Origin of the sequence: Acidimangrovimonas sediminis (genome assembly GCF_002871005.1) — a bacterium.
In the GTDB taxonomy this organism is placed as follows: Bacteria; Pseudomonadota; Alphaproteobacteria; order Rhodobacterales; family Rhodobacteraceae; genus Acidimangrovimonas; species Acidimangrovimonas sediminis.
Genome location: NZ_PHSN01000012.1, coordinates 196,670 through 213,894, shown reverse-complemented (window position 1 = coordinate 213,894; position 17,225 = coordinate 196,670). Strand labels below are relative to the sequence as shown.

The window sequence follows — 17,225 nt, the reverse complement described above, 5'->3', positions numbered from 1 at the left end:
GCCCATTCCATCGCGGTCCGGCCAGGAAGGAGAGACCATGACCACGCGGCACACCACCGCCGAGGAATACGAGCGCGACCTGACCGGCGCGCCGTCCTCGCAGGCCGAATTCGAGGAACGGCGCAGCCCGATCCAGCGCGTGCAGCACCTCTTGCACACGACCCCGTCGCTGGTGCCGCTGTTCGTGCTTCTGGTATCGGTCGCGGGCTTCGGCCTGCTTGTCGGCGCCAATTTCTTCTCGGCCTTCGCGCTGACGCTGATCCTCAAGCAGGTCGCCGTCACCGGCATCGTGGGCGCGGCCCAGTCGCTGGTCATCCTCACCGCGGGGATCGAGCTTTCGGTCGGCGCGATCATGGTGATCTCGACCGTGATCATGGGCCAGTTCACCTTCACCTACGGCATTCCGGCGCCGCTTTCGGTGCTGGCGGGCCTGGGGTTCGGCGCGCTGATCGGCTTCATCAACGGCAACCTCGTGGCGCGGGTCAAGCTGCCGCCCTTCATCGTGACGCTGGGGATGTGGCAGATCGTGCTGGCCGCGAACTACCTCTATTCCGGGAACGAAACGATCGGATCGGACCAGATCACGACCTCGGCCCCGACGCTTCAGGTCTTCGGCGGGACCATGCAGATCGGCGGCGCCGTGCTCAGCTACGGCGCGATCATGATGGTGGTGCTGGTGCTGGTGCTCGCCTACGTGCTGCGCCACACCGCCTGGGGTCGCCACGTCTATGCCGTGGGCGACGACCCGGCGGCGGCAGAGCTGGCCGGCGTCAAGGTCAAGCGCGTGCTGGTTTCGGTCTACACCCTGTCCGGGCTGATCTGCGCGATCGGCGGATGGGTGCTGATCGGCCGGATAGGGGCGATCTCGCCCAACTCGGGCCAGTTCGAGAACATCAACTCGATCACCGCGACGGTGATCGGGGGGATCTCGCTCTTCGGCGGGCGCGGTTCTATCCTGGGGATGATGTTCGGCGCGCTGATCGTCGGCGTCTTCACCCTGGGGCTGAACATGTACGGGACCGACCCGCAATGGACCTACCTGCTGATCGGCATGCTGATCATCCTTGCCGTGGCGGTCGACCAATGGATCCGGAAGGTGGCAGCATGAGCACCCAACAGAAACCCGACCCCAACCGCGACGCGCCCATCCTCTGGGCCCGCAACCTGGTGAAACGCTTCGGGCGCGTCACCGCCATCGACCACTGCGACTTCGAGCTCTACCCCGGCGAGATCCTCGCGGTGATCGGCGACAACGGCGCGGGCAAGTCGACGCTGATCAAGGCGCTGTCGGGGGCCGTCAGCCCCGACGAGGGCGAGATCCACCTCGATGGCCGGAAGGTGCAGTTCTCCTCGCCCCTCGATGCGCGCAAGCACGGGATCGAGACGGTCTACCAGACGCTGGCGATGTCGCCCGCGCTGTCGATCGCGGACAACATGTTCATGGGGCGGGAGCTGCGCAAACCCGGCTTCGCGGGCACCTGGCTGCGCAAGCTCGACCACGCGCGGATGGCGCAGATCGCGCGCGAGAAGCTGACCGAGCTGGGGATCATGACGATCCAGAACATCAACCAGCCGGTCGAAACGCTCTCTGGCGGCCAGCGGCAGGGCGTCGCCGTGGCCCGCGCGGCGGCCTTCGGGTCGAAGGTGGTGATCATGGACGAACCGACCGCCGCGCTGGGGGTCAAGGAAAGCCGCAAGGTGCTGGAACTGATCCAGGAGGTGCGCGACCGCGGCATCCCGATCATCCTGATCTCGCACAACATGCCCCACGTGTTCGAGGTCGCCGACCGCGTCCATGTGCACCGCCTCGGGCGGCGGCTCTGCGTGATCGACCCGCGGCAGCATTCCATGTCGGACGCGGTGGCCTACATGACCGGCGCCAAGGTTCCCGACGAAGCCCCCGCCGAGGTCGCGGAGCCGGCCTGAGATGGCACAGATCGAGACGCATGTGCAGGCGGTGCTCGCCCTGATCGGGCGCACCGTGCCGAAGACGGGCCGGGTGGTGATCGCCGTCGCGGGACCGCCCGGGTCGGGCAAGTCGACGCTGGCTGCAAGGGTGGTCGGGGCGCTGAACCCCGCCGGGGGCGCCCCGCAGGCCGCGCTTGTGCCGATGGACGGGTTCCACCTCGACAACGAGGTTCTCGACGCGCGCGGACTGCGGGCCGTGAAGGGCGCACCGCAGACCTTCGACGCGAGCGGTCTTGCCGACCTCCTGGCACGGCTGCGCAGGCCGGGAACCGAGACGCGCTTTCCGGAATTCGACCGTGCCGCCGACCGCGTGGTGCCGGGCGCGGGACATCTGCCCGCCGAGACCGCGACCGTCGTGGTCGAGGGCAATTACCTGCTGCTGGCCGAGGCGCCGTGGTCCGCGCTCGCGCCCTTCTTCGACGCGACGGTGATCCTGGCGCCCCCCCTCCCCGAGATCCGTAGCCGCCTTGTCGCGCGGTGGCAGGGGCTGGGGCTGGACGCCGCGGAGATCGCCGCGCGCGTCGATGGCAACGACATGGTCAACGCCCGGACCGTCCTTGACCGCAGCGTGGCCGCGGATCTCGTCCTCGGATGACGCCGCGCTTTCCGCCGACCCCGACGCTCCGGGGCAATGCTTCCCGCCGCAGCCGGCATCAGCGGCGCCGACCGGCCTTGCCGAGGTGCGAGGTCGGAAGCGCCGTCGTGTACTTCACCTGGTCCAGCGCAAAGCTGGACCGGATGTTGGCGACCCCCGGGATCTGCGTCAGGAACTCCAGCACCAGTTCCTGGTAACGCTGGAGATCCTCGACCACGATCCGCAGCATGAAATCCGCCTCGCCGGTCATCAGGTAACACTCCATCACCTCCTCGCGCGCCTCGATCGCGTCGGTGAAGACCTTGAGCGAGGCCTTGTCCTGCTGCACCAGCGTCACCTGCACGAAGACGTTGACCGACAGGCCCAGGCTGATCGGGTCGGCCAGCGCGACCGAGCCGCGGATCACCCCGCTCTCGCGCAGTTCCGCCACGCGGCGCCAGCAGGGGGAAGCGGAAAGGTTCACCCGCTCCGCCAGCTCGGCATTGCTCAGCGCCGCGTTCTCCTGCAGCGCATCCAGGATGCGCAGGGTCGCAGCATCGAATCCCCGCTCCTGTTGCGGCATGTTTCACCTGCCTTTCTCGTCTTTCGGAAAGAATTTGCCCATAACTCCGCATCGTCGGCAACCGTCAGGTCAGATTTTCCGCGCCTAAAGGTCTAACTTGCCCCGGCGGGTGGCGGCGCCCCTCCGGCGCCCCGTCCGCATGCCCCCGGCGGCCCGCGTCAGCCCGCGGCGGCCCGCACGAAATCCGCACGGGGCGGCAGGACGCAAGGCGAGAGGATCCATCATGGCGCAGACACCGGAACGCGACCCCCTGAAGATTGTCGAACAGCGCCTGCTGTGGCTGTCGCACTGGATGATCCACCATGCCAACCACATCCGGCCCAAGGCGGACGGGATCAAGGTGGGCGGGCACCAGGCCTCGTCGGCCTCGATGGTGTCGATCATGACCGCGCTCTACTTCTCGGCGCTGCGCCCCGAGGACCGGGTGGCGGTGAAGCCGCATGCCTCGCCGGTGTTCCACGCGATGCACTACCTGATGGGCAATCTCGACCGCGAGCGGATGGAGAATTTCCGCGGCTACGGCGGCGTACAATCCTACCCCAGCCGCACCAAGGACGTGGACGACGTCGATTTCTCCACCGGCTCGGTCGGCCTTGGCGTCGCGATCACCGCCTTCGCCTCGATCGTGCAGGATTACGTCGCAGCCAAGAGCTGGGGCGCGGGCCTGCCCACGGGCCGGATGGTCGCGCTGGTGGGCGATGCCGAGCTTGACGAGGGCAATGTCTACGAATGCCTCCAGGAAGGCTGGAAGAACGACCTGCGCAATTGCTGGTGGGTGATCGACTACAACCGCCAGTCGCTGGACGGGATCGTGCGCGAGGGGCTGTTCGCGCGGATCGAGAAGATCTTCGACGCCTTCGGCTGGGAGGTGGTGAAGGTCAAGTACGGCGCCCTCCAGCGCGCGGCCTTCGCCGAGCCGGGCGGCGACCGCCTGCGCGACTGGATCGACGCCTGCCCGAACCAGGAATATTCCGCGCTGACCTACCAGGGCGGTGCGGTCTGGCGCCGCCGGCTGATGGAGGATCTGGGCGACCAGGGCGAGGTTTCGGCGCTGATCGACCGGCGGTCGGACGCGGCGCTTGCCGCGCTGATGGAGAACCTCGGCGGCAATTGCGTGGAAACCCTGGCCGAGGTCTTCGCGGGCATCGACCACGACCGCCCGACCTGCTTCCTCGCCTACACGATCAAGGGGTGGGGCACGCCGATCGCGGGCCACAAGGACAACCACGGCGGGTTGATGACAAAGGCCCAGATGGCCGATTGGCAGGCCCACATGGGCGTGCCGGACGGCGCGGAATGGGAGGCCTTCGCGACGGTGGAGAACCCCGCCGCGCTGAAGGACTGGCTGACGCGCGTGCCCTTCTTCGCAAAGGGGCGGCGACGCCATGGCGACGCGCGGCTGCCCGTTCCGGCGATCACCGCTGGCGCGGACCGGGGCAGCGACCGCGAAACCTCGACCCAGGCGGCCTTCGGCAAGATCCTCGACGATCTGGCCAAGGGCGACAGCGACCTTGCGGCGCGGATCCTGACGATGTCGCCCGACGTGACCGGCACCACCAGCCTCGGGCCCTGGGTCAACCGCCGCCGTCTGTTCGCGCGCAAGGCGCAGGCCGACGCCTTCATCGAACACCGCATCCCCTCGACCGCGAAATGGACCTTCGACCCCGAGGGCCAGCACCTCGAACTCGGCATCGCCGAGATGAACCTGATGCTGGCGCTCGGCGCGGCGGGGCTGTCGCACAGCCTTTTCGGCAAGCGGCTGATCCCGGTCGGCACGCTTTACGATCCCTTCGTCGCCCGCGGCCTCGATGCGCTGAACTACGCTTGCTACCAAGATGCCCGCTTCCTGCTGGTCGGCACCCCCTCGGGCGTCACGCTGGCCCCCGAGGGCGGGGCACACCAGTCGATCGGCTCGCCCCTGATCGGGATGAGCCAGGACGGTCTGGCGGCGTTCGAACCGGCCTTCGCCGACGAGCTGGCGGTGATCATGGAATGGGCCTTCGACTACCTCCAGCGGGATGCCGAGGGCGATCCGGACGAACGCACCTGGCTGCGCGACGAGACGGGCGGGTCGGTCTATCTGCGGCTCTCCACCAATCCGATCGAGCAGCCGGGCAAGCGCCATGACGATGCCTTCCGGCAGGGCGCGGTCGACGGCGCCTACTGGCTGCGCAAGCCGGGGCCGAACGCCGAGGTGGTGATTGCCTACCAGGGCGTTGTCGCGCCCGAGGCGATCTGCGCGGCCGGTCAGCTTGCCGGGGCGCGGCGCGATATCGGTGTGCTGGCCGTGACCTCGGCCGACCGTCTGAACGCGGGATGGATGGCGGCGCAGCGTGCCCGCGCCCGGGGCAATCCGCGCGCCGTCTCGCATGTCGAACGGCTGATGTCCGACCTGCCCCCGCATTGCCGCATCGTCACGGTGATCGACGGCCACCCCGCGACGCTCAGCTGGCTCGGGGCGGTCGCCGGCCACGTCACCCTGCCGCTGGGGGTGGAGCATTTCGGCCAGACGGGCACCATCGGCGACCTTTACCGCCACCACGGCATCGACGCCGAGGCGATCGTCGAGAAGGTCGGCGGGCTGACAATGGGCCGCCGCCCCGGCCTGCCCGTCGCCGGATAAGACCCGTCGAAAAGACCCCAAGGCCCACCCCGCGCGATGGATCGCGCGGGCCTGACCCCAGGGCTTACAAAGCAAACGGCAGGGGGCTGCGTCCCCTGCCGTTCTACCTTGTCAGAATGTCCGAAAGACCCGGCCCCGAGCAGGCGCCCTCAAACGGGCCACCACCGGTCTCATGCGGGCCTCACGGGCCGGGGCGGTCAGATCCCGTCGCCGACGAAGGCCTTCTCGACCACGTATTCCTTCGGATCGGAATTCGCGCCTTCGTTCAGGCCATAGCTTTCCAGCACCGCCTTCACGTCGACGTTGAAATCGAGCGAGCCGCAGACCATGGCGCGGTCTTCCTCGGCGTTCATCTTCGGCAGGCCCAGATCCTCGAACACCTTGCCGGAGGCGAGGTTGTCGGTGATCCGGCCCATGCGCGGGCTCTCTTCCCGCGTGGTCGTGGGGTAGTAGAGCAGCTTGCCCTCCACCAGCTCGCCGATCAGCGGGTCCTCGCGCAGCGCCTCGACCAGCTGTTGCCCATAGGCCAGCTCATCCGCGGTGCGGCAGGTGTGCATCATGATCACCTGCTCGTACTTCTCGTAGACCTCCGGGTCGCGCATCAGCGAGGCGAAGGGCGCGATGCCGGTACCGGTGGCAAGGAACCACAGCCGCTTGCCGGGCAGTAGCGCGTCGACCACCAGCGTGCCCACGGGCTTGGGCCGCAGGATGATCTGGTCGCCCTCCTTGATGTGCTGCAGCTTCGAGGTCAGCGGCCCGTCCGGCACCTTGATCGAGTAGAACTCCAGCGCCTCGTCCCACGAGGGCGAGGCGATCGAGTAGGCACGCAGGAGCGGCTTGCCGTTGTCGCCCAGCAGGCCGATCATCACGAACTCGCCCGAGCGGAAGCGCAGGCTCTGCGGGCGCGTCACCCGGAACGAGAACAGCCGGTCGGTCCAGTGACGGACCTCGGTCACGGTCTGGGCGTCGGGCAACACCTTGGCGGCAGGCGTCTGGTCGGGGCTTTGGGCGGTATTGGTCATGGGGCTTTGAATAGTCATCTCGTCCCGATCTTTTCAAGGTCAAGCTATGGCGCAAATCTCGTTTGCACGCAAATGATATGGATCAACCGGCGAAGCGGCTGCGGTAATCGTTCTGCTGCCAGTCGGCGCGGAACTGCCACTGATCCTCGGGCTGGCGGGCCGCGGTTTCCTCGGGGATCTCGACCGCGTCGAAGCCCGACCGGCGCGCCATGGCGTATTGGTCCGAGATCATAGCGCCCTTGGCGTGCAGCGTACCGGCATAGCCCATGTCGCGCAGCCGGCGGCCAAGGGTGAAGCCGCGCCCATCGGCGGCCGAGGGAAAGTCGACCCGGATCAGCGAGAGCGCCGAGAGATCCGCCTCCAGCGCCGAAAGATCGGCGTCAGAGGCGAGGTCGAGCGTTTCGCCCGCGGGGGCGGGAACCGGGCCAAAGCCCCGGTCGGTGACGAGGATGGTCATCGCAGGTCTCCTTCAGGCGGCGTTGCCGCGCACGACGCGGCCATTGACGAAGTGGATGCCGCATTCGTCCTTGTCGCGGCCGCGCCAGCGCCCGGCGCGCGGGTCTTCGCCCGCCTTGACGGGCGTGGTGCACGGCGCGCAGCCGATCGAGGCATAGCCCTTGGCGACCAGCGGATGGCGCGGCAGGTCATGGGCGTCCATGTGGTCGCGCAGGTCTTCCGCCGACCAGTTCGCCAGCGGGTTCACCTTCAGCCGGCCTTCCTCCACCTCGAACGGTTGCAACGCGGCGCGGGCACCGGTCTGGAACCGCTTGCGCCCGGTGATCCAGGCGCCATAGGGGGCAAGCGCACGGTCCAGCGGCTCGGTCTTGCGCAGCTGGCAGCAGGCGTCGGGCTCGGCCAGATGCAGGATGTTGTCGGGGTCGCGCTCCAGCACCGCCTTCGGATCGGGCCGGATCACCTGCACGCCGGTCAGGCCCAGCGTCTGCGCCACCTCGCGCTGGTAGGTCAGCGTTTCGGGGAACAGCATCTGGGTGTCGAGGAACAGCACCGGAAGCGACGGGTCGATCTGCGCGGCAAGGTGCAGCAGCACGACCGAATCCGCGCCGAAGCTGGACACCATCGCGACCGGGCCGATGTCTTCCTGTTCCAGCGCCTTCGCCAGGATCTCCTGCGCGCTGCGCCCCTCGGCCCAGGCGTTCAGTCGGGCGGCACGGGTCTCGAGGTCGTCTTCGGTCAGGTCACGCGGCATCTTTCTGCTCCTCGTAGAGGGCTTCCTTGAACGGCCCCGTCCCGAGGCGACGAACCGCCTGCAGGAAGGTCTCGGACGGCGCCTTGCGCAGCGCGAGATAGGCGCGCAGGATCCGCTCGATCGCCGGGACGACCTCGTCATAGGCAAAGCCCGGGCCGGTACGTTCCCCCAGCGCGGTATCCGCGCTCGGATCGCCGCCAAGGGTGATCTGGTAGGTCTCGACCCCCGCGCGATCCAGCCCGAGAATGCCGATATGGCCCAGGTGGTGGTGGCCGCAGGCGTTGATGCAACCCGAGATCTTGATCGTCACCTGCCCCAGCTCACGCTCGATCGGGCGCAGCCGGTCGGCCAGACCCTGCGCCACCGGGATCGACCGGGCGGTCGCCAGCGTGCAGTAATCCATGCCCGGGCAGGCGGTGATGTCGGTCACGAGGCCCGTGTTGGCCTCGGCCAGCGCGATGCCTTCCAGGGCCGCGCGCAGCGCCGGCAGGTCACCGCGATGGACATGCGGAAGGATCAGGTTCTGATCCTGGCCCACGCGGATCTCGCCGTGCCCGATCTCGTCGGCCAGATCGGCGAGCGCGCGCATCTGGTCGGCTGTGATGTCGCCCGGCGTGGCGCCCCGCCCCTTGAGCGAGACACGCACGATCGCGTAATCCGGGTTGGCGTGGGAGACGAGGTTGGTCTCGGCCCACTCGGCATAGCCACGGTCGGTCAGCGCATTGAAATGCGCGACGGTGGGCGCGTCCTTGTAGACAGGCTTGGCAAAGCCCTTCTCGATCCGCTCCAGCTCTGCCACGGCGTTCGGGTAGATGCCGCGACGCTCGGCGAACCGGGCCTCGACCTGCTCCTTGAGAGCCTCCATGCCCTCTTCGCGCAGCGTGATCTTGATGCGGGCCTTGTACTTGTTGTCCCGGCGCCCGGCGATGTTATAGGCCGCTAGAACCGCCTCGATATAGGGCAGCAGCTCGTCCATCGACACGTAATCGCGCAGCTCCTCGCCCAGCAGGGGCGTGCGGCCCAGGCCACCCCCCACCAGCACGCGGGCACCGATCACACCGTCGCGTTCCACCAGTTGCAGGCCGATGTCGTGCACCTTGAGGATGGCGCGGTCGGCCTCGGCGCCGGTCACCGCGATCTTGAACTTGCGCGGCAGAAACTGGAATTCCGGATGGTCGGTCGACCATTGCCGCACCAGTTCCGCCACCGGGCGGGGATCGGCGATCTCGTCCGCCGCGGCGCCGGCATAGGGGTCGGCGGTGACGTTTCGGATCGTGTTGCCCGAGGTCTGCACCGCATGCATCCCCACCTCGGCCAGCGCATCGAGGATATCGGGCACATCGGCCAGCTTGGGCCAGTTGTACTGGATGTTCTGACGCGTGGTCATGTGGCCATAGCCCTTGTCCCACCGCTCGGCGATCATCGCGAGCGTGCGCAGCTGGTCGGAATTCAGCGTGCCGTAGGGGATCGCCACCCGCAGCATGTAGGCATGCAGCTGCAGGTAGAGGCCGTTCATCAGGCGCAGCGGGCGAAATTCCTCTTCGGTCAGGCTGCCGTCGATGCGGCGCGCAACCTGCTGACGGAACTGCGCGGCCCGGGTCTTGAGGAAATCGCGGTCGAATTCGGTCTGGTCATACATCGGTCAGGTCCGCCTGCTTGCCGTGGTTGCGGTTCGAGGGCCCGGCGGCGCGGAACCCCTCGCGGAAGTGGCCGGGCACCGGGCCCTGCTGGCTTGCGCGTGCCTCGGCCAGGTACGGGCCGACGACGCGGTCGGGCTGCGACTGGGCGTCGATCAGGCGCAGCTGCGCGATCGCCTCGTCCTCGATCAGCTCGGCCTCGTCGAGGCGGCGCACCCAGGCGCCATCCTCGGCGAGATAGACGACGTCGCCTTCCAGAAGCGCGTTCGCGGTGACGACCTTGGGGGTGAAGATGCGGCTCATGCGGAGGCCTCCCGTGCGGTGGCAAGGGCCGCGCGCGGGGCGAGGCCGAGAAGAAGGATGGCAGGACCGGCAAGGCCCGAGGCCTCGTCCGGCAGGGTGGCAAGGGTCGCGGCGATCACGCGCTCATCGCGGCGCGAGGCGTTTTCGACCAGGGTGACAGGGGTGGCAGCGGCCGCGCCGTGCATCATCAGCCGGCCCTGGATGAAGCGCGCGGCGCGCTTGCCCATGTAGATCGCGGCAACCGCACCGGGCGCGGCCAGTGCGCGCCAGTCCTGGTCGGCGAAGCCCTTGACGTCGTGGCCGGTGATCAGCCGAACGCCCTTGTTGCGCCCCCGCGCCGTGAGGCCCTGGCCAAGGCTTGCGGCGGCGGCCGATGCGGCGGTGATGCCGGGCACCACCTGCCAGGCGATCCCGGCCGCGTCGAGCGCCGCGATCTCTTCGTCGAGCCGGGCAAAGACCGCCGGGTCGCCACCCTTGAGGCGCACGACGCGCAGGCCCTTGAGCGCCTCTGTCACCATCAACGCGTTGGTCGTTTCCTGCGGGACCGATGGGCCGAACCCCTCCTTGCCGACGGCGATCAGCCGGGCTGCGGGGCCCGCCAGCGCCAGCACCTCGTCGGACACGAGCCGGTCGTGGATCACCACTTCGGCCGCGGCCAGCGCGCGGGCGGCCTTCAGCGTCAGCAGTTCGGCATCGCCGGGACCGGCCCCCACCAGCGCCACGGTTCCGGGCAGGGTGCCGCGCTGCGGCAGGTCCGTCGCGGCGGTATCTTCAGGGGTGCGGAACATGGCGGCCTCCGGTGCTTTCTTGCCTTTCAATCTAGGATATCGTCCCTGTATTTCGCCAGTCGCCCTTGCCAATAAGGAACATCGTCCCGATACTGCGGTGCAGCAGGACAAGGTTCGCGGAAACGCCGGAGGTCAGGAATGTCGGTTCGTCTGGACGCGCTGGATCGGAAGATCCTTGCGGAGCTTCAGGAAGATGCCAGCCAGTCGCTCGATGATATCGCGGGCAAGGTGGGCTCTTCCAAGACGCCCGTCTGGAACCGGATTCGCAAATTGCGCGAGGCCGGGGTGATCCGCCGCCAGACCGTGATCCTCGACCCGGAGGCCTTGGGGATCGACGCCTGCTTCTTCGTCCTGATCCGCACGTCGGAGCATGAGAAGGACTGGCAGCAGGCCTTCCTCAAGGCGCTGCGCGAACGGCCCGAGGTGCTCGAGGCGCACCGTCTGGCGGGCGATATCGACTATATCCTCAAGGTCTGCGTGCCCAACGCCCGGGCCTACGACACCTTCTACCAGGCCCTGATCGCCGAGGTGAAGATTCACAACGTGACCGCGCTCCTGTCAATGGAACAGATCAAGGCGACGACCGCGCTGCCCGTCTGACCGGCACCGCCCCTGTCTGCCCCTGTCTGCCCCTGTCTGCCCCTGGCCGACCGGAACCGCCCGCCCCCGTAGCCAAGGATGAGCCTCGACGCGCCTCGCCCGCGCAGCTATCACCAGAGGGCGAACAAAAAGGGGCGCCCGCGGACCGCCCCCGGCGCAGCAGGCAGGGGCCGCGTCGCGGTCGCCGGCCGGGCCGGACCAGCCGCATCAGCCTGAGCGCACCGATCCCCCGCCGACGCGGCGAAGATCGGGGACGCCAGGAAACCGGGACAGCAGAGACATGACGAACCTCACCCGACCGCTGCCGACCCGTCCGAAGGGGGCCTCCGCCCGTGTCTGACGCCCATATCCTCGCAACCTTCCTCGCCGAGCTGGTCGTGCTGATGGTGCTGGGCCGCGCCCTCGGCGAGGTGATGGCGCGCTTCGGCCAGCCGGCGATCTTCGGTCAGCTGCTGGCGGGGGTGGCGCTTGGCCCCTCGCTCTTCGGTCTCGTACTGCCGGGGCTGCACGACCTGATCTTCCCGCAGTCCAACAAGCTCAAGACGATGATCGACGCGGTGTCGCAGGTGGGCATCCTGTTGCTGCTTCTGCTGACCGGGATGGAAACCAACATCCAGCTTGTCCGGCGCCGCTTCCGTGTCGTCGCGACCACCTCGGTCAGCGGCATCGCGGTGCCCTTCGTCTGCGGCCTCGCGCTGGGGTATTTCCTGCCCGACAGCCTGATCCCCGACGAGGGCCGGCGCCTCGTCACCGCGCTGTTCATCGGCACCGCGCTGTCGATCTCGTCCGTCAAGATCGTCGCCGTCGTACTGATGGAGGTGGGGTTCATCCGCCGCGACCTTGGCCAGTTGATCCTCGCCACCGCGATCCTCGACGATTCCATCGCCTGGATCATCGTCTCGGTGATCGCCGGCATGGCCTCGCGCGAGGCGCTCGACCTCACGCGGATCGGGTTCAGCGTCGGCGCCGCGGTGCTTTTCCTCGCCGTCGCGCTGACCCTCGGCCGCCGCCTGGTGGCGGAACTGATCCGCTGGACCAACGACACGCTGGCTATCGACTTCCCGGTGATCACCGCCGTCCTCGCCGTGACCTTCGCGATGGCGCTGACCACCGATCTGATCGGCGTGCACTCGGCCCTCGGGGCCTTCGTCGCGGGGGTGATCATCGGCCAGTCGCCGATCCTCAAGGGCCATATCGAGCAGGAATTGCGCGGCCTCATCCTCGCCTTCTTCAGCCCGGTCTTCTTTGCCGTCGCGGGGCTGGAGATGGACCTGACGACGATCGCCACCCCGTCGATGCTTGGCCTTGCCCTGCTTTTCGTACTGATCGCCTCGGTCGGCAAGACCGCCGGCGCGCTGGCGGGCGGCCACCTTGCCGGGCTGTCCTGGCGCGAGTCGACGGCGCTTGCCACCGGCCTCAACGCCCGCGGATCGACCGAGGTGATCATCGCCACCATCGGCATGTCTCTCGGCGTGCTGAGCGAACCGCTCTACACGCTGATCGTCGCCATGGCGATCCTGACCACCATGGCGATGCCGCCGACCCTGCGCTGGACACTCTCACGGGTGGAGACCCGGCCCGACGAACAGGAACGGATGGAGGAGGAGGAGGCCGAGGCGGGCGACATCCTGCCCGCGATGGAGCGCGCGCTGCTGATCGCCGAGGCTGGCGCCAACGGCGAGATGGCCGCGCGCCTTGCCGGGGCATTCGCGGCGGAACGCCAGATGCTGACCACCTCCCTCGAACCCGCGGCGGGAACGAAAGGGAGCGGGGCGAAGGGGAGCGGCACCAAGGGAAACGAGGCAGAGGCGGACACCGCCGAAACCGGCGCGGAAACCGAAGGCAAGGGCGATACCGTCGCCCTCGATGGCACGGGGCTTGCCCGCGCAGCGGCCAAGGATGCGGCGGCGCGGATCGAGGCGGCGCGAAACGGCACGCCCCGCACCAGGCAGGGCGAGAAAACAGCCGAGGCAGCCCCCAAGACGACGGACCCCGAGACTGCGGGCCCCTCGACGGCGGGTCCAAAGGCTGCGGGTCCAAAGGCTGCGGGTCCAAAGGCTGCGGAGCCCGAGGCCAAGGGCACCCCGGCAAAGGCGCCGCGCGACAAGGACGCGCCGCCCCGGATCGGCCCCGACGCCCTGATCAAACGTACCGGAATCTCGGTCGGCACGCCGCCGCAAGAGGTTGCGGCCAAGGGCTACGGCATCCTGTTCTGCGGCCTTCCGGCGCCGTTCGATGCCGATGGGCATCACCTCGTGCCACCGCTCAAGGACATCCTCGACGCCACCGACATGCCCGCGGTCATCGCCCTTGCGCAGGGCAGGCCGGAGACCCCGGGCGGCGCGCCCCCCGGTCATATCCTGGTGCCGATCGACGGCACGCAGGTGTCGCAGCTCGCCTCCGAGATCGCGGTGGCCCTCGCCCATGCAATGGGCGCGCGCCTGACCTTCCTGCATGTGGTGGAACAGGAGAACGAGAGCACGCTGCGCCGGGGCATCCACTCCGCCGGGGCGGGGTCGATCCTGCAACAGGCGGATGTGCTTGCCCGGCGCCACACGGTCGTGCCGGAGCTGCGCGAGGTGGTCGATCGCCAGCCCCATCGCCTGATCCGCCGGCTGGCGGCCCGCGGCACCTACGATCTGATCGTGTTCGGCGCCGACCTGCGGCAGGACGGCGGCAAGTTCCTTGGGCCCCGCTCCGCCGGGCTGGTGCAAAGCCTGGCGATCCCGGCCCTCGTCGTCACCGACTGAGGCCCCGTCATCGCCCGTGCGAGGCCCCTACCCCGCCTGCCCCGCCCGCGCATCGAAGCGAAAGATCGCCTGCCGCGCCTGCGTCGCCTCGCGGATGAAGCCCGCGACGCGGCGGATGCGCGCGATCTCGCGGTCGTCCTCCGAGTAGAGCAGCCAGTAGTCGCGCGTGAACGCCACCGCCTCGGGCAACACCGGTACGACGGGCGCCTCGCGTGCCATGAAGCAGGGCAGCACCCCCAGCCCCGCGCCGCCGATCACCGCGTCAAGCTGGGCCTGCACCGTCGCCGCCTTGTATGTGGTCCGGATCCCCGGGTGGATCCGCGAGTTGAAATCCAGCGCGGCGGTGTAGAGCAGCTCGTCGATATACCCCACGAAGGGCAGCCCGGGCAGGTCGGCAAGCGTGACCGGCGCCCCGATCCCGGCCAGCAGCGACGGCGCCGCATAAAGCCTCAGGTCGTAATCCACCAGCTTCTGCATCACCAGCCTGCCCGATTGCGGCCGGTCGAGGCTGATCGCGATATCGACGTCGCGGTTCCACAAGCGGTGGTTCGACGGGATCGGGACCAGCTCCAGATCCAGGGACGGCTCTTCCCGCGCAAGCTCCGGCAACAGGCGCGAGAGGATGGCATTGCCGAAGCCGTCGGGCGCGCCGATCCGGACCCGGCCGAAATACATCCCGCTCGGTTGCAGGCGGTCGAGGATCGTCTCGGCGCAATTGGTCATCTTCTCGGCAAGCCGGACCAGTGTCGCGCCGGCATCGGTCGGCACGTAGCCATCGCCATCGGGATCGAAAAGCCGGGTCTGGAATCGCGCTTCCAGCCGCGAGATGTGCCGCGCCACGGTGGTGTGGCTGACCCCCAGGCGCCGCGCGGCATGGCTGATCCTGCCCGCCCGCGCCGTTTCCAGGAAGTAGCGGATGTCGTTCCAGTCGAAATCCTGTGCCATCGCGCGGCCCCCCTGCCGGTAGCCTAGCCTCGGGCGAACTGCACGACAATAGACAGCCGCTGTGCAAAAATGAGAGTTTCCAACCCATGCGCCCCCGGCCCATGCTTGCCCCCACCGCGGAGGACGGCGCCACGCCGGCGGGGATGGGGGAGGAGACATGCAGGATTTCGGCACTTACGATTACGTCATCGTCGGCGCGGGCAGCGCGGGCTGTGTCCTGGCCAACCGGCTGAGCGAGGATCCCGAAAAGCGGGTCCTGCTGCTCGAGGCCGGGGGCAGCGACGCCTACCACTGGGTGCACATCCCGGTGGGATATCTCTACTGCATCGGCAACCCGCGCACCGACTGGTGCTTCAGCACGGCGGCCTGCGACGGACTTGGCGGCCGTTCGCTGCTTTACCCGCGCGGACGGCTCATCGGGGGATGTTCCTCGATCAACGGCATGCTCTACCTGCGCGGCCAGGCCGCGGATTACGACGGCTGGCGGCAGATGGGCCTTGCCGGCTGGGCCTGGGACGACGTCCTGCCCTATTTCCGCAAGTCCGAGGATTACTACGCCGGGGCCGACGAGGCCCACGGCGCGGGCGGCGAATTGCGTGTCGAGGAACAGCGCCTGAACTGGGAGATCCTCGACGCCTGGAAACAGGCCGCGGTGCAGGCGGGCATTCCCGAGACGGCCGATTTCAACCGCGGCGACAATTTCGGCGTCAGCTATTTCAAGGTGACCCAGCGCAACGGCTGGCGCTGGAGCGTCGCGAAAGGGTTCCTGCGGCCCGCGCGGTCGCGCAAGAACCTCGACGTCATGACGAAATCCCACGCGGAACGGCTGATCTTCGAGGGGCGGCGCGCGGTCGGGCTCAGGTTCCGGCGCGACGGGCGGCCGGCGACGGTGCGGACCCGGGGCGAGGTGATCCTTGCGACCGGTGCGATCGGCACGCCCCAGCTGCTGCAACTGTCCGGCATCGGCCCCGGCAAGCTGCTGCAAGACCACGGGATCGAGGTGGTCCACAACCAGCCGGGCGTCGGCGCCAACCTGCAGGACCACCTGCAGATCCGCTGTGCCTACCGGGTGCGCGACGTGCTGACGCTGAACACGATGGCCGCCACGATGTTCGGAAAGGCCCGCATCGGGATGGAATACCTCATGACGCGTTCGGGCCCGATGTCGATGGCGCCCAGCCAGCTTGGCGCCTTCGCCTATTCCTCGCCCGACGTCGCGACGCCGGATCTTGAATACCACGTCCAGCCGGTCAGCCTCGACGCCTTCGGCCAGCCGCCCCACACCTTCCCCGCGATCACGGCAAGCGTGTGCCACCTGCGGCCGGAAAGCCGGGGCCATGTGCGGATCACCGCGCCCGACCCGCTCGCCCACCCCGAGATCCAGCCGAACTACCTGTCGACGGAGCACGACCGCCTGGTCGCGGCGCGGGCGATCCGGCTGACCCGCCGGATCATGGAGCAGACCCCGCTGACGCGCTACGCACCCGAGGAGTTCAAGCCGGGGCCGACCTTCCAGACCGACGCGGAACTTGCCGAGGCGGCGGGGCAGATCGCATCGACCATCTTCCATCCGGTCGGCACGGCCCGCATGGGTGCCGATCCCGAGGCGGTGGTCGACGGATCGCTGCGGGTCCGGGGGGTCGAGGGGTTGCGTGTGGCCGACGCCTCGGTGATGCCGCGGATCACCTCGGGCAACACCAACGCGCCGGTGATCATGATCGCCGAAAAGGCCGCCGACATGATCCGGCAAGAGGCGCGCGAAAGGAACGCGGGCTAGGCCCGCGACTGCCTTCAGAGATCGGCGAGGAAGGCGTCGATGCCGGCCTGCGCGACCTCCATGTCCTGCGCGGGGGTGCCCGAGGATACGCCGATCCCGCCCACGACCTCTCCCTCCACGATCACCGGCAGGCCGCCGCCCACCACCATCAGCCGCCCGCCGAGGGCCGAACCGATGCCGTAGGCCGGGGCCCCCGGCTGGCTGGAGGCGCCGTATTCATGCGTCGCCTTCTTCGCCGCCGCGGCGGTAAAGCTCTTGTCGATGGCGATGGTGGTCGAGGTCACCTTGCCGCCGTCCATCCGCTCGAAGGCGATCAGGTTGCCGCCCTCGTCGGTGATCGCGATGCACATCGGCACGCCGATCTCACCCGCCTTGTCGCGCGCCCCGGCGATCAGCCGCCGCGCGTCGCCTATGTCCAGTCTTCTGATCGTCAGCATCCCGGTTTCCC

At 68.7% G+C, this 17,225-nt stretch carries 16 protein-coding genes; 7 read left to right on the top strand and 9 right to left on the bottom strand.

What is annotated here, in order from left to right:
- Positions 1 to 37 precede the first annotated feature (37 nt).
- Genes CVV76_RS12060 through CVV76_RS12050 form a run of 3 tightly spaced genes read left to right on the top strand, consistent with a single transcriptional unit; the run spans position 38 to position 2,563 of the window.
- Positions 38 to 1,108 (top strand): ABC transporter permease, encoded by a 1,071-nt coding sequence (locus CVV76_RS12060; protein WP_102224893.1) that lies wholly within the window; start codon positions 38 to 40, stop codon positions 1,106 to 1,108.
- On the top strand, positions 1,105 to 1,926 hold the full coding sequence (locus CVV76_RS12055) for an ATP-binding cassette domain-containing protein (protein ID WP_102224892.1): 822 nt from the start codon (positions 1,105 to 1,107) through the stop codon (positions 1,924 to 1,926). The genes CVV76_RS12060 and CVV76_RS12055 overlap by 4 nt, the downstream gene beginning before the upstream one ends.
- A gap of 1 nt (position 1,927) precedes the next feature.
- Positions 1,928 to 2,563: a nucleoside/nucleotide kinase family protein gene (locus CVV76_RS12050; RefSeq protein WP_233192826.1), complete on the top strand. Its 636-nt coding sequence runs from the start codon at positions 1,928 to 1,930 to the stop codon at positions 2,561 to 2,563.
- Between the two features lie 58 nt (positions 2,564 to 2,621).
- On the opposite strand, the gene CVV76_RS12045 is transcribed toward CVV76_RS12050, so the two are convergent.
- On the bottom strand, positions 2,622 to 3,125 hold the full coding sequence (locus tag CVV76_RS12045; protein ID WP_102224891.1) for an Lrp/AsnC family transcriptional regulator: 504 nt from the start codon (positions 3,123 to 3,125) through the stop codon (positions 2,622 to 2,624).
- 223 nt (positions 3,126 to 3,348) lie between these two features.
- Between CVV76_RS12045 and CVV76_RS12040 the strand changes: the two genes are divergently transcribed.
- Positions 3,349 to 5,748, top strand: a complete 2,400-nt coding sequence (locus CVV76_RS12040) for a transketolase (RefSeq protein WP_102224890.1) — start codon at positions 3,349 to 3,351, stop codon at positions 5,746 to 5,748.
- Between the two features lie 197 nt (positions 5,749 to 5,945).
- Here the strand turns inward: CVV76_RS12040 and CVV76_RS12035 are convergent, their stop codons facing one another.
- From CVV76_RS12035 to cobA, 6 genes are all read right to left on the bottom strand, one after another.
- Positions 5,946 to 6,788, bottom strand: coding sequence for a ferredoxin--NADP reductase (locus tag CVV76_RS12035; RefSeq protein ID WP_199178585.1), 843 nt, complete (start codon positions 6,786 to 6,788; stop codon positions 5,946 to 5,948).
- A gap of 64 nt (positions 6,789 to 6,852) precedes the next feature.
- Positions 6,853 to 7,227, bottom strand: a complete 375-nt coding sequence (locus CVV76_RS12030; RefSeq protein ID WP_102224888.1) for a DUF934 domain-containing protein — start codon at positions 7,225 to 7,227, stop codon at positions 6,853 to 6,855.
- Between the two features lie 12 nt (positions 7,228 to 7,239).
- Positions 7,240 to 7,977 (bottom strand): phosphoadenylyl-sulfate reductase, encoded by a 738-nt coding sequence (locus CVV76_RS12025; protein WP_102224887.1) that lies wholly within the window; start codon positions 7,975 to 7,977, stop codon positions 7,240 to 7,242.
- Positions 7,967 to 9,616 carry a nitrite/sulfite reductase gene (locus CVV76_RS12020; protein ID WP_102224886.1) on the bottom strand — a complete coding sequence of 550 codons (1,650 nt, stop codon included), beginning with the start codon at positions 9,614 to 9,616 and terminating at the stop codon, positions 7,967 to 7,969. Before CVV76_RS12020 ends, CVV76_RS12025 begins: the two co-directional genes overlap by 11 nt.
- Positions 9,609 to 9,917 (bottom strand): DUF2849 domain-containing protein, encoded by a 309-nt coding sequence (locus CVV76_RS12015; protein ID WP_102224885.1) that lies wholly within the window; start codon positions 9,915 to 9,917, stop codon positions 9,609 to 9,611. The genes CVV76_RS12020 and CVV76_RS12015 overlap by 8 nt, the downstream gene beginning before the upstream one ends.
- Positions 9,914 to 10,705, bottom strand: a complete 792-nt coding sequence (gene cobA, locus CVV76_RS12010) for a uroporphyrinogen-III C-methyltransferase (RefSeq protein WP_102224884.1) — start codon at positions 10,703 to 10,705, stop codon at positions 9,914 to 9,916. The genes CVV76_RS12015 and cobA overlap by 4 nt, the downstream gene beginning before the upstream one ends.
- A gap of 138 nt (positions 10,706 to 10,843) precedes the next feature.
- On the opposite strand from cobA, the gene CVV76_RS12005 reads away from it, so the two are divergent.
- Positions 10,844 to 11,305: an Lrp/AsnC family transcriptional regulator gene (locus CVV76_RS12005; protein WP_102224883.1), complete on the top strand. Its 462-nt coding sequence runs from the start codon at positions 10,844 to 10,846 to the stop codon at positions 11,303 to 11,305.
- A 332-nt stretch (positions 11,306 to 11,637) separates the two neighbouring features.
- Positions 11,638 to 14,055: a cation:proton antiporter domain-containing protein gene (locus tag CVV76_RS12000; RefSeq protein ID WP_102224882.1), complete on the top strand. Its 2,418-nt coding sequence runs from the start codon at positions 11,638 to 11,640 to the stop codon at positions 14,053 to 14,055.
- 27 nt (positions 14,056 to 14,082) lie between these two features.
- On the opposite strand, the gene CVV76_RS11995 is transcribed toward CVV76_RS12000, so the two are convergent.
- Entirely contained in the window at positions 14,083 to 15,000 is a 918-nt protein-coding gene (locus CVV76_RS11995) for a LysR family transcriptional regulator (protein WP_158243144.1), read from the bottom strand.
- Between the two features lie 157 nt (positions 15,001 to 15,157).
- Here CVV76_RS11995 and CVV76_RS11990 point away from each other — a divergent pair, with 157 nt between their 5' ends.
- On the top strand, positions 15,158 to 16,777 hold the full coding sequence (locus CVV76_RS11990) for a GMC family oxidoreductase (RefSeq protein WP_102224880.1): 1,620 nt from the start codon (positions 15,158 to 15,160) through the stop codon (positions 16,775 to 16,777).
- 14 nt (positions 16,778 to 16,791) lie between these two features.
- On the opposite strand, the gene CVV76_RS11985 is transcribed toward CVV76_RS11990, so the two are convergent.
- A complete protein-coding gene (locus tag CVV76_RS11985) occupies positions 16,792 to 17,214 on the bottom strand; it encodes a GlcG/HbpS family heme-binding protein (protein ID WP_102224879.1) in 423 nt (140 codons plus the stop codon).
- Positions 17,215 to 17,225: the final 11 nt, after the last annotated feature.